General features: G+C 71.0%; 10 protein-coding genes and 1 pseudogene. 6 read left to right on the forward strand and 5 right to left on the reverse strand.

Going from position 1 to position 11,462, the window contains the following annotated elements:
- Nucleotides 1–112: 112 nt before the first annotated feature.
- A pseudogene (locus D7X55_RS44815) lies at nucleotides 113–276 on the forward strand (GNAT family N-acetyltransferase); the annotation flags it as partial.
- Here D7X55_RS44815 and D7X55_RS26265 read toward each other — a convergent pair.
- Complete coding sequence (locus tag D7X55_RS26265) at nucleotides 210–647, reverse strand: response regulator (RefSeq protein WP_306437748.1); 438 nt, start codon at nucleotides 645–647, stop codon at nucleotides 210–212. The pseudogene D7X55_RS44815 and the gene D7X55_RS26265 overlap by 67 nt on opposite strands.
- Before the next feature lie 213 nt (nucleotides 648–860).
- Nucleotides 861–2,423, reverse strand: a complete 1,563-nt coding sequence (locus D7X55_RS26270; protein WP_120549179.1) for an ATP-dependent DNA helicase RecQ — start codon at nucleotides 2,421–2,423, stop codon at nucleotides 861–863.
- 159 nt (nucleotides 2,424–2,582) lie between these two features.
- Here D7X55_RS26270 and D7X55_RS26275 point away from each other — a divergent pair, with 159 nt between their 5' ends.
- Together D7X55_RS26275 and D7X55_RS26280 are read left to right on the forward strand one after the other, a co-directional pair.
- Nucleotides 2,583–4,259 (forward strand): R3H domain-containing nucleic acid-binding protein, encoded by a 1,677-nt coding sequence (locus D7X55_RS26275; protein ID WP_120549180.1) that lies wholly within the window; start codon nucleotides 2,583–2,585, stop codon nucleotides 4,257–4,259.
- 255 nt (nucleotides 4,260–4,514) lie between these two features.
- On the forward strand, nucleotides 4,515–5,327 hold the full coding sequence (locus D7X55_RS26280; RefSeq protein ID WP_233610072.1) for a hypothetical protein: 813 nt from the start codon (nucleotides 4,515–4,517) through the stop codon (nucleotides 5,325–5,327).
- 4 nt (nucleotides 5,328–5,331) lie between these two features.
- Here the strand turns inward: D7X55_RS26280 and hflX are convergent, their stop codons facing one another.
- Nucleotides 5,332–6,771, reverse strand: coding sequence for a GTPase HflX (hflX, locus tag D7X55_RS26285; protein ID WP_120549182.1), 1,440 nt, complete (start codon nucleotides 6,769–6,771; stop codon nucleotides 5,332–5,334).
- A gap of 162 nt (nucleotides 6,772–6,933) precedes the next feature.
- Here hflX and D7X55_RS26290 point away from each other — a divergent pair, with 162 nt between their 5' ends.
- The 3 genes from D7X55_RS26290 to D7X55_RS26300 all read left to right on the forward strand — a co-directional run bounded on the left by D7X55_RS26290 (nucleotide 6,934) and on the right by D7X55_RS26300 (nucleotide 9,514).
- Complete coding sequence (locus tag D7X55_RS26290; protein ID WP_120549183.1) at nucleotides 6,934–7,800, forward strand: PD40 domain-containing protein; 867 nt, start codon at nucleotides 6,934–6,936, stop codon at nucleotides 7,798–7,800.
- Nucleotides 7,800–8,444, forward strand: coding sequence for a M23 family metallopeptidase (locus D7X55_RS26295; RefSeq protein WP_120549184.1), 645 nt, complete (start codon nucleotides 7,800–7,802; stop codon nucleotides 8,442–8,444). The genes D7X55_RS26290 and D7X55_RS26295 overlap by 1 nt, the downstream gene beginning before the upstream one ends.
- 152 nt (nucleotides 8,445–8,596) lie before the next feature.
- Nucleotides 8,597–9,514 (forward strand): CPBP family intramembrane glutamic endopeptidase, encoded by a 918-nt coding sequence (locus tag D7X55_RS26300; protein WP_233610073.1) that lies wholly within the window; start codon nucleotides 8,597–8,599, stop codon nucleotides 9,512–9,514.
- Nucleotides 9,515–9,539: 25 nt separating this feature from the next.
- On the opposite strand, the gene D7X55_RS26305 is transcribed toward D7X55_RS26300, so the two are convergent.
- Together D7X55_RS26305 and D7X55_RS26310 are read right to left on the reverse strand one after the other, a co-directional pair.
- Complete coding sequence (locus D7X55_RS26305; protein ID WP_120549185.1) at nucleotides 9,540–10,490, reverse strand: hypothetical protein; 951 nt, start codon at nucleotides 10,488–10,490, stop codon at nucleotides 9,540–9,542.
- 53 nt (nucleotides 10,491–10,543) lie between these two features.
- Nucleotides 10,544–11,341: an ABC transporter ATP-binding protein gene (locus D7X55_RS26310; RefSeq protein ID WP_120549186.1), complete on the reverse strand. Its 798-nt coding sequence runs from the start codon at nucleotides 11,339–11,341 to the stop codon at nucleotides 10,544–10,546.
- Nucleotides 11,342–11,462: the final 121 nt, after the last annotated feature.

The raw sequence follows: 11,462 nt of genomic DNA on the forward strand, positions 1-11,462 counted from the left end.
ACCCAGGACGACCCGCCGACCCTGCCTTCGTCGTGGCTGGACGGTTTCGATCGCTGACGCCGCAAGGTATGGCGCGGGCCCATGCTCCCGCGCCATGCCGTCGTCGCAACCGTATGCCGTGATGGGGCAGGTGTGCGTGGACAAGGCCCACCGGGGGAAGGGCCTCTTCGACGCGCGCACGCGCGGGTCGGGTTCGAGACCGTCCACACCTACCGCGACGCCACCGACACCTGGGCCGTGGTGCTCTGGGACTGGGGCGCGGGCACGTCACGCTGAAGCACCGGCGTGGGGCGGTTCGCCATCCGCTTGTGGTGCATGCCGGACAGCTTCAGCGCCAGCTCCGGACCGGTGACACCCTTGGGGATGTAGCCGTCCGCGCCGGACGCGCGCACCAGCTCGCGCAGCCGCGACTCGTCCATGGACGAGTACAGGATGAACAGCGTGTCGGGGCCCGCGAACTGGCGCACCACGCCCAGGATGCGGTCGCCGCTCAGCGCCGGGATGTTCACGTCCAGGAGCACGATGTCCGGCTGCTCGGTCCGCAGCAGGTTGGCCACGCCCAGCGCCGCGCGCGTGGTGACGACATCGAAGCCGTAGCGGCTGATGGAGCGCTCCACCAGCTCCAGCACGAGTGGGTCATCATCCACCACAAGCGCCTTCAACTTGCCTTCCGCCATCGCGTCTCCGCCTTTCAAGACCTCGGGGGAAAGGTCTGAAGTGCCTTACGTCCAGGTAGGCTGTGCAATATACGCTATACCTGTATTCATGCACAATGCCCCCAAGCCTGAAGACCCGGGAGACCTGTACATTGAGTACGGATTACCGGTCTCCGTGTCGCGCGAAGGTAGGGAAAGAGGGTTCTACGCCGCAGGGGCGGCGGCGACCCCGGACTGATACTCCCGGTGAAATACGGGAGGCTTCACGCGGGCGGGAGGCCGGGCGTCGAAGCGGCCTTCGGCGCGGGCGCGGCAGTTGTCGCAGCGGGCGCAGTCGTCCTCCAGCGGCTCCTCGAAGTAGGTGCCCAGCACCTTCCAGCGGCACGCGGTGGTGCTCCCGTAGCGCATCATCGCGTCCAGGCGTTCGCGGTCTCCCTGGTGGCGCTCTTCGTACGCGTGCAGGTACGCGTCCAGCTCCTCGGGCTTCTCGAAGGCGCGCAGCTGCTTCACGCCTCGCGCGCCCTTCTCCAGCACGCCCGCGGCCACCAGCTGCGCCACCAGCACGCGGGTGCGCTTGTCGCCCAGGCCGCTCGCTTCCGACAGCCGCTTGAGGGCCACGCTCCTGCCTTGCGCGCACAGCGTGCTCGCGGCCTGGTAGAGGCGCTGGCTCTCGTCGCGGCGCGGGTACTTGCCTCCCAGGAAGAAGCCCTGGATGCGGCGGTCCTCCAGCCGGTACAGCAGCGCCGCCTTCGCGGGCTGTCCGTCGCGGCCCGCGCGGCCCGCCTCCTGGTAGTAGCTCTCCAGCGAGTCGGGGAAGTGGTAGTGCACCACGAGCCGCAGGTCTGGCTTGTCGATGCCCAGGCCGAAGGCCTTCGTCGCCACCACGATGGGCGTGGTGCCGTCCATGAAGCCGCGCTGGTTCTCCTCGCGCTCGGCGGCCTTGAGCTTGCCGTGGTAGCGGCCGGCCTCCAGCCCTTCCGCGCGCAGCCAGCGCCAGAGCTCATCCGCCTTGCGCACGGTGGCCGTGTAGACGATGGCGCTGCCGTCGTTGGCGCGCAGCAGCTCCAGCAGCTTCTGGCGCTTGAGCTCCGGGTTCACCGTGCGGTGGACCTCCAGCGTGAGGTTGTCGCGCTGGATGCCGGTGCACACCACCGCCGGGTCCTCCATGCCCAGCTGCGCGCGGATGTCCTCGCGCACGCGCGGCGTGGCCGTGGCCGTGAGCGCGAGCACCCGGGGACGTCCGAGCGCCCGGATGGCGTCCCCCAGCGCGAGGTACGCGGGCCGGAAGTCGTGGCCCCACTGCGAGACGCAGTGCGCTTCGTCCACCACGAAGAGGCTCACGTTCGCGCGCTTGAGCAGCGCCAGCCGCTCCGGGTTCTCCAGCTGCTCGGGGGTGACGTAGATGAACTCGTGCTCGCCCCGGCGGATCTCCTTCTGGAGCGCCCTCAGCTCGCCGGCCTTCAGCGTGGAGTCCAGCTTCGCCGCGTCCAGGTCGTAGCGCTCCGTGAGGTGTTCGCGCTGGTCGTGCATCAGCGCCAGCAGCGGGCTCACCACCACGGTGGCGCCGGGCACGAAGAGGGCCGGCAGCTGGAAGGTGAGGCTCTTGCCCGCGCCGGTGGGCAGCACGCCCAGCACGTCGCGCCCCGCGAGCACCGCCTCCATGATTTCGCGCTGTCCGGGCCGGAAGTCCTCCACGCCAAAGCGCTCGCGCGCCTCCTGCTCGAGCTGGGGCCAGAGGGAGGAGGGGTCCTGCGTCTCGGTGGGCATGACCTGAAGGTAGGGATGGCCCCCGTCTGGCTCCTCCCTGTCACGCGCGGTGCGCCTGGCTGCCTGCCGGGCGGGAGGGAGTGTCTTTCCGGGCGTTTCGCTCGCGGGTGCGCACAGGAAAGCCGTGCGCGGGCGGGCGTGGCGAGGCAGCTTTGGGAGATGGCTTCGGGAACTTCCGCCGACAATGACTTCGACCTGCTGGTGGCCGTCCTGCCGCCGCACCTCCAGGAGGCGGTGCGCAAGCTGCCCCAGGCGGAGCTGCTGGAAGTGGTGATGGACCTGGGCCGCCCTCCGGAGGCCCGCCTGGTGCACGGCGTGGCGCGCCTGTCGGAAGCGCCCGTGGAGCAGGACGCGCTCCAGGCGGTGCTCTCCCGCGTGGGTGAGGTGGGCGGCGACAACCGCGCGGGCATCGAGCGCACGCTCCACCGCGTCTCCGCCATCCGCAACCGGCAGGGCCGCGTGGTGGGGCTGACGCTGCGCGTGGGGCGCGCCATCCAGGGCACCATCGACATGCTGCGCGACCTGGTGGAGTCCGGGCGCAACCTGCTCTTGCTCGGGCGGCCGGGCGTGGGCAAGACGACGAAGCTGCGCGAGGTGGCGCGCGTGCTCGCGGACGCGCTGGGCAAGCGCGTGATGGTGGTGGACACGTCCAACGAGATTGGCGGCGATGGGGACATCCCGCACCGGGGCATCGGCGGCGCGCGGCGCATGCAGGTGAGCCGGCCGGACCGTCAGCATGACGTGATGATCGAGGCGGTGGAGAACCACATGCCCGAGGCCATCGTGGTGGACGAGATTGGCACCGCCGCGGAGGCCGCCGCCGCGCGCACCATCGCGGAGCGCGGCGTGCAGCTGGTGGCGACGGCGCACGGCAACACGCTGGAGAACCTGGTGTTGAACCCCACGCTGTCCGACCTGGTGGGCGGCGTGCAGACCGTCACGCTGAGCGACGACGAGGCCCGGCGCCGGGGCACACAGAAGACCGTCACGGAGCGCAAGGGCACGCCCACGTTCGACATCGTGGTGGAGATGGTGAGCCGCGACGAGGTGCGCGTGCACCGCGACACGGGCGGCGCGGTGGACCGGCTGCTCACGGGCGCGGAGGTGGGCGGAGAGAAGCGGCGGCAGCAGGACGGCGCCGTGCACGTGGAGGCCGCGCCGGAGGTGGTGGAGGCCACGCCCCCGGGCGGACGCGTGCCCAAGGGGACGCCCGCGCTGGGCGCGCCCCGGCCCGGGCCCACGCGCATCGCCGCGCACGCGGTGAGCCGCGAACTGCTGGAGCGCGTGCTGCGCGACCTGCCGGTGGAGGCCGTGGTGGTGGGCCGTCCGGAGAACGCGGAGCTGGTGCTCACGCTGCGAAGCCGCGCGAACTCGCCCCGCCTGCGCCGCGCCGCTGAACGGGTGGGGGCGCGGGTGCTGGCCATCAAGCGCAACAGCTCCACGGAGATCCGCCGCGCGCTGCGCACGGAGTTCCACCTGCTGGAGGGCGTGGATCCGGCGGACGTGCACGCCGCGGTCGCGGACGCGGAGGAGGCCATCCAGCGCGTGCTCTCGGAGGGCATCAGCCTGCCGCTGGCGCCGCGCCCTCCGCGCCTGCGGAAGGTGCAGCACACCCTGGTCGTGAAGAACCACCTGGAGGCCGTGAGCGTGGGCAGCGAGCCCCTGCGCCACCTGGTCATCTATCCGCTGGGCACCGTCCTCACGGAGGCGTCCGACTCCGCGCCGGAGGACGTGGACGGGCCGGAGCCGGACGACGAGGTGGAGGAAGACGACGCGCCGGACGTGGACGAAGGCGAGGGTCTGGAAGCCTCGGCCCCGGACGAAGGCGCGTCGTAGGCCCTTGGACTGGAGGCGCCCCTCCGGGGGCGACCCGCGAAAACCTGTCCGACTGTCGGACAGGTTTTGACGCGTGACGGCCCGGACAGGGCTGCCCTTGAGTGCGCAGCGGGCTGCACACGGGGCCCGGGGTCAGGGAAGCCCCTTTCCCTGGAGATTCGCGGGGTTGAGGGGGGCATGACGGTTGCTCTTGGGCCGGGGTACGGTCCCTCGCGATGGCGCGGGGGGAGCCGCACCGTCTTTCCGGAGCCCTTCATGCGCCGCATCGCCTGCCTTGCCGCCTTCGCCGCCCTTTCCACCACCGCCTGTGGGGACAACCTGCCCACGAAGGAGGAGATTGACGACGCGACGGCGCGCGTGGAGCGGCTGGCGGCCTCCACGCACCAGGTGCGGGGCGCGTTCGAGATGCTGGGCCTGATGCCCGTGTACACGTGCGGCGAGCCCCGGCGCACGTTCCTCAACCACGCCGTGGAGGGGCTGAGCGCGTCGGTGACCTGCGCGACCGCCCGCGTGCAGGCCGTGGATGACGTCACCGACTCCGTCGTCGTGTCCTTCCCGTCCGGCGGCTGTGACGTGCACGGCCTGCGCTTCACCGGACGCGCGGTGCTGGAGTACCGCGGCGGTGAGGACCTGATGGAGATGAAGGCGGACCTGCGCGAATTGGCCGTGGATGGCCAGTCGCTCCAGGCGAAGGTGGGCTATGGCACGTGTGCCGACGAGACGCGCCTGTTCGCCGAGGTCGAAGGCCGGGTGCCGAACCGTGAGGACCACACCTTCCACATCAACAGCACCGTGGGGAAGCGCGACGGGCTGCCCATCATCGGCGGCACGTCGCTGGTGTTCGACGGTCCGGGCGAGCTGACGGGGCCGTCCGGCACCGACCGCATCACGGTCACCTCGCTCGAATATGAGGTGGGCAACTACCTGCCCAAGGAGGGCACGGCCGTCGTGGAGACCGCGAACGGGCACCGGCTGAGCCTCGCGTTCCACCCGGTGCTGTGGCGCGTGGGCCGGGTGGAGGTCACCGTGGACGACAAGGAGCCGGTGACCGTGCCCGTCGTGCGCTGAAGGCCTACTCCTGGAAGGACCGCGTGAGCCGGGCGATGGCGCCCGGCAGGCCCCTCACGCGCAGGCGGCTGCCCGTCTCGTCGTAGGCCTGGGACACCACGGTGGTGTGCTCGTACACCTCGCCGATGCGGGCCTGCCGCGCGTAGGGAATCACCAGGTCCGCCTCCACCATGGAGGCCTCGAAGAAGGCGATGACCTGCTTGCGCAGCATGGCCACGTCGTCCGGCTGGTGCGCGGAGAGCTGGATGGCTTCGGGGTGCGCGGCGCTCAGCGCTTCCCGGGCCGCCGCGTCCAGCCGGTCCACCTTGTTGAAGATCAGCCTGCCCGGCACCACGTCCGCGCCAATCTCGCGCAGCACCGTGCGGGTGACCTCCAGCTGCGCGGCCCAGGTGGGGTCGGACGCGTCCACCACGTAGAGCAGCAGCGACGCCTCCAGCGCTTCGTCCAGCGTGGAGCGGAAGGACGCCACCAGGTCGTGCGGCAGCTTCTGGATGAAGCCCACCGTGTCGGACACGAGGATGCGCGGCCGGGTCTCCGGCTGCATCGCGCGCACCGTCGTGTCGAGCGTGGCGAAGAGCTGATCCGCCACCAGCACCGCGCTGCCCGTCAGCGCGCGCATCAGCGAGGACTTGCCCGCGTTCGTGTAGCCCACCAGCGCCACGCGCAGCTGGTCGCGACGCGCGTAGCGGCGCTGGTCCTGGTCCTTCTGGATGGCCGCCAGACCCTCGCGCAATTCCGCCAGGCGGTCGCGGATCTTCCGGCGGTCCAGCTCCACCGCGGAGTCACCCGAGCCGCGGCCCTGCTGGCGCTCGCTGCCTCCCGAGGATTCGCGCAGGCGCGGGGCCAGGTAGTTGAGCCGGGCAATCTCCACCTGCATGCGCGCCTCATGGCTCTTCGCGTGCCGGTGGAAGATGTCCACGATGACGCCCGCGCGGTCCAGCACCTGCGCGCCGGTGGCCCGCTCCAGGTTGCGCAGCTGGCCGGGGGACAGCTCGTGATCCACGACCACCACTGTAGGCTTCGGGCCCGGCTCGATGGCGGTGGCCTCCAGGTCCAGGTCCGTGGCGGCGTCGTCGTCCTCACCGGACGGCTCCTCCGCGTCCACGTCCGTGTCGCCGCTGGCTTCGGTTCCCGCTTCGGGATTCGCGTCCGCTTCGGCCTCCCACTTCTCGCGCGCCTTGGACGCCTTGCCCTGCGCGCCGGACGGGATGACGCCGGTGCCGCCGGTGAGCGCGGCCAGCTCCTTGAGCTTGCCGGAGCCGAGCACCGTGCCGGTGGCCAGCCGCTGCCTGCGCTGGGACAGGGTCGCCACCGCGTCGAAGCCCAGCGTGTGCACCAGCCGCTTCAGCTCCGCGAGGTCCGCGGCATGCGCCTCGTCCGTGACACCGGGAAGCTGCACGCCAACGAGGACCGCGCGCGGACGCTCGGGAAGGGTTTTCGCCATGCAGGGCTCGTAACACGCCCGGCCCGGACGTGCCCCTGCATCGCTCGTTCAAATTTCCGCTTAGTCTTGAATAACCAGTTTAAAAGCAACTCAATCCCAGACATTGAGACAACCCTGTCACCGCGCCCCTGTCGCGGTCTTCCCCTCATCCCCTGGAGTGAAATGAAGAATCGATTTCTCGCACTCGCCGTGATGACGCTGGTGGGTACCCCAGCCTTCGCCGAAGGGCCTCCGAACCCGACGGACCTGCGCCGCGTGACGAAGGCTCGCGAGAGCCTGGTCCCCGCCGTGGAGAAGGCCTTCGGGCCCAAGGCCCGCTTCGTCCAGCTCTTCGGCCAGGGCCGGGAGATGCTGGCGGGCGTCGTCGCGGAGATTCCCGTGGAGCCGCTGGGCACGGATGACCTGCCGCTGCTGGCCATCGTCCGGTACGCGGAGGACACCGGCGCGGTGCGCGTGGTGGCTCCGGAGTTCAAGTACCGCGAGGCGCGCATCGTGGGGCAGGACGTGGCGCTGCTGGACGGCGCGGGCACCTTGCGTCTGCGCGACGCGAACGGCCAGGAGCGGCTGCTCGCCGAGCAGGTGGGCGGCGACCTGTTCCCCACGGCGAAGGGGGACGCGCTGGTGGCCACGCTGAAGACGGGCGTCCCGGGCCCGCATGAGACGGCGGTGGGCATCATCGACCTGAACGGCCGCGTGAAGGTGCTGGCGGACGGCCCGGGCGTGGACGCGACGCCGAGCATCTCCCCCGACGGCAGGACGGTGGTGTTCGTGTCCGGCCGGACGAGCGTGGCGTCGTTCTTCGTCACGACGGTGGAGGGCGCGGAGGCCAAACAGCTCACCAACGTGGGCCTGGAGAACTGGATGTTGTTCGGCGGCCCGCCGAAGGAGTTCGTGCCCCCGCCCGTCTCCAGCCACCACATGGAATGGTTGAGCGAGGACGTGCTCCGCTACAACGCGGGCGGCGGCGCGTTCTGGAAGCTCAACGTGCGCACCGGCCATGCGGAAGCGGACGTGGGAGGTGCGAAGTGATGCGCTCGACCCTTCAGCGGCTCACGGTGGCGTTCGCGCTGCTCATGCTCCCGGCGGTCTCCGCCGCGCAGACGATGTTCCGCTTTCCCGCGTCACAGCTGGCGGATCAATGCGGCAACGGCGGCTGCACGGTGAGCGCGTACAAGGACTACGGCGGCCGGGACTATGCCTGCGGCGGCGTGCGCTACAGCGGGCACACGGGCACGGACTACGCCCTGGTGGGCGGGTTCTCCAAGATGGATTACGGCGTCTGGGCGATGAACGCCGCGCGGGGCTACGTCGAGTCGTCGGTGGATGGGTACTTCGACCGGTGCAACTACTGGAACCAGTCCAATCCCTATGCCGCGTGCGGCCTCTACACGGCGAACTACATCATCATGCGGCACCCGGACAACACGCAGACCTGGTACTGGCACTTGAAGGCCTACACGCAGCAGTACGCGCGGGGCACCCAGCTCGCCTGCGGCAACTGGATCGCTCGCGTGGGTTCGTCCGGCGCGTCCACGGGCCCGCACCTGCACTTCGAGTACTGGGTCCCGGGCTACGGCACGGATGACCCCTACGCGGGCTCCTGCGGCACGCCGTACACGCGGTGGACGGCGCAGGGTGCGTACCGGGGGCTGCCCGGCATCACCTGTCAGTAGGCGGCTTCGCGGGGCGGGAGGGCACGGTCAGACGCCCTCCCGTCCTGAACCGGGCGTCGCGCGGACGAAAACCCGTGGGCCGCGGGGCGAAGCCGTTAGCGTGTCCGGGAACCCCACGGGCCCCTGCCCCGTGGCGCCGGAAGGAATTGCCCGTGGTGCTTCGTGGTGATGTCGCCGTGCTCCTGGAGAACGCCCCGCCGAAGCGCCAGGCGCTGGCGGAGGCCGCGTTCGTGTTCTTCGCGGTGCTGGGGCCGTCGTCGGTGGCCCGGCTGGGCCGGGGGGCCGCGGTGGCGGTGGAGCTGGCGCTGCTGGCGTGGGGGTTGATGCTGCTGCGGCCGTGGGAGTCCTCGCGCAAGGGGGCGTGGTGGGGCGTGCTGGGCCTGGTGGTGGCGCTGGGCGGAGCGGGCGCGGGCGCGTGGGTGGCGGCGGACGCGGAGGCGGCGTCGAAGGGCTTCTCGCTGTCCATGGCGCCGCTGGTCGTCCGGGCGCTGGGCATGTGCCTGCTGGTGGCGGTGCTGTTGTGGCGTGACGGCCAGGGGCCCGCGCAGGTGGGGCTTACGCGCGAGGGCTGGGCTCGGGAGCTGCTGCTGGGCGGCGTGGTGCTGGCGGGCACGTACGCGGTGCACCTGGCGGTGTCGGTGCCGCTGGCGGCGGTCGCGGTGGCGCTGAAGCTGGCGGGCGCGGAGCTGGCGGCGCGCAAGGACGTGGCGGCGGCGCTGCTGGACACGGGGCTGGGCGTCCCGGCCTTCGCGGCCATCATGGTGGTGGTGACGGGCTTCGAGGAGTTCGTCTTCCGAGGCTTCCTGGTGCCCCGGCTGAAGGTGGTGCTGGGAGGCTGGGTGCCGGCCATCGGGGTGGCGGCGGTGCTCTTCTCCGTGGGGCACTTCTACGAGGGCACGCTGGCGGTCTTCCAGACGTTCGTGATGGGCGCCTGGTTCGGCTTCGTCCTCTGGTACCGGGGACGGCTGCTGCCGCTCATCGTGGCCCACGCGGCCTTCAACACCATCAGCTTCGCGCTGATGCTGTGGCTGTCGCGCTCCGGCTTCCTGGAGAAGCTGCCGCCCCTCTGAGGCGAGGAGCGGCGCGGGGAGCTGACTACGCCAGCGCTCCGGGCATCAGCTCGGACGCCAGCGCCCTGACGAGACGGCTTGCTACGTCCGCGGAGGGCAGACCGGACAGGCGGACCACTTCGTCCGGCAGGTGGCTGGCGGATGCGTCCTGCTCCAGCTGGCGCCAGGCTTCGCGGCGGGCCGCGTTCACGCGCTCGCGGGCTTCCGGGGACAGCTGCTCCATGGCCCAGGCGTCGATGGCCAGGGACAGCTCCGCGTGCCTCAGTTCGTCCGGGGCGATGGTGCCCAGGGACTCGCGCACCTGTGCGTCCTCCGCGCTTCTTGCCTGCCAGCCCGCCAGCAGTGCGCCGTAGGTCTCCCGCACGCAGCCCTCCACCGCGTTCTCGATGGCGAGCGCTTCCAAGGAACGGGGTTGGAACGGCTGCACCTGGAGCTCCGGCATCGGCGCTCCGTGACGGCGGGCCAGCGACTCCATCGCCTCCGCGTGGCGCACCTCGTCCTTCGCGGAGCGCCTCGCGGCTCGCACCAGGTGCTCCGGGGCTCCATGCCCGGCCAGTTCTTCCGCGAGCCTTTCGAACGCCGGCACGGACGCGGCCTCCAGGTGCGCCATCTTCGCGAAGAGCGCTCCGAGGACCGGCGTCCCCTTCGCCACCGCGCCGTCGCTGCACAGTCCTTCCGGCCGCCGCCCGTCGCAGACGAGCGGTGCCTCGCAGCTCACCGCGTCGGGATAGTAACCGTCCTTGTCTCCTGCAACGCGAAAGCAGGGCACGGACGCCCCAAGCGCCTCGCACAACTCTGCACAGGACGTTTCCTCCGTGGGCACGCTTCCGTCACGAAGGGTGGCGGGCAGGGGGAAGAGGCTCTGCTCCGTGCCTTCCCGGCAATTCCACGTGGAGGAACACCCCACGCCCAACGTGGCGACGGGCGCGAGCAACCACAGACGCTTGAACACGGGGCGCAGCGGACGACGGGACATGCGGACTCCTGCTTCCTCCACGAACCCGCCGGCCCCCGGGCCGCCGCAGCCTATCAGGCCTGGGGCGTCCGGGTCTGCGCGGAGCGCCTCCGCAACCAGTTGCGCAGGAAGGCCTTCACCTCCGGGTGCTGCGACTGACGGAAGTGGTCCGGCGGGCCGTACTCCACCACGCGCCCCTCGTGCATCAGCGCCAGGTTGTCCGCCATGCCGAAGGCGGAGGCCACGTCCGGCGTAATCACCAGCGACGTGGCGCCCAGCTGCTGCTTGCCCGTGGTGATGATTTCGTTCACCGCCGCCGTGGTGAGCGGATCCAGGCCCGCCGTGGGGTCGTCGTAGAGGAGAATCTTGGGCTGGAGGATGGTCGCTCGCGCGAAGCCCACGCGCTTCTGCATGCCGCCGGACAGCTCTCCCGGAAAGCGCGTGGCCGCGTGTGACAGGCCCACCTTCCCCAGCGTCTCGTTCACCGTCTGGGTGATGTCCGGCTCGGACATCTTCGTGCGCTCGCGCAGCGGGAACGCCACGTTGTCGAAGACGTTCAGCGAGTCGAACAGCGCGTTCGCCTGGAAGAGGATGCCCAGCTTGCGGCGCATCTGGTTGAGCTCGGGCTCGTTCATCTTCGCGACCTCCGCGCCCTCCACCAGCACCACGCCCCGGTCCGGCCGCATCAGGCCCATGATGTGCTTCATCAGGACCGTCTTGCCCGAACCGGACACGCCCATCAGCACGCAGGTCGTGCCCTCCGGCACCACCAGGTCCACGCCCCGCAGCGCCGCCTGCCCGCCAAACGACTTGTGCAGGTCCCGCACCTCGAGGGTCAGCTTCGGCGCCGGCTCACGGCTCGCGTCACTCATCGCCTTGGAACCCTACCGCGCGCGCCCCGCCGCCTGCTCCGGATTCACGCCGCCGCCTGCCCGCTCCCTCCGCTTCCGCCGCACGTACAGCCCCAGGCCGAACAGCCCCAGCGCCACGGAG

The organism is Corallococcus sp. AB049A (assembly GCF_003668885.1).
Taxonomy (GTDB): Bacteria; Myxococcota; Myxococcia; order Myxococcales; family Myxococcaceae; genus Corallococcus; species Corallococcus interemptor.

Excerpts from the sequence above, each read along its gene's own strand:
- D7X55_RS26270 (WP_120549179.1), bottom strand. The coding sequence starts at position 2,423 with ATGCCCACCGAGACGCAGGACCCCTCCTCCCTCTGGCCCCAGCTCGAG.
- D7X55_RS26275 (WP_120549180.1), top strand. The coding sequence starts at position 2,583 with ATGGCTTCGGGAACTTCCGCCGACAATGACTTCGACCTGCTGGTGGCC.
- D7X55_RS26280 (WP_233610072.1), top strand. The coding sequence starts at position 4,515 with ATGCGCCGCATCGCCTGCCTTGCCGCCTTCGCCGCCCTTTCCACCACC.
- hflX (WP_120549182.1), bottom strand. The coding sequence starts at position 6,771 with ATGGCGAAAACCCTTCCCGAGCGTCCGCGCGCGGTCCTCGTTGGCGTG.
- D7X55_RS26290 (WP_120549183.1), top strand. The coding sequence starts at position 6,934 with ATGAAGAATCGATTTCTCGCACTCGCCGTGATGACGCTGGTGGGTACC.
- D7X55_RS26295 (WP_120549184.1), top strand. The coding sequence starts at position 7,800 with ATGCGCTCGACCCTTCAGCGGCTCACGGTGGCGTTCGCGCTGCTCATG.
- D7X55_RS26305 (WP_120549185.1), bottom strand. The coding sequence starts at position 10,490 with ATGTCCCGTCGTCCGCTGCGCCCCGTGTTCAAGCGTCTGTGGTTGCTC.
- D7X55_RS26310 (WP_120549186.1), bottom strand. The coding sequence starts at position 11,341 with ATGAGTGACGCGAGCCGTGAGCCGGCGCCGAAGCTGACCCTCGAGGTG.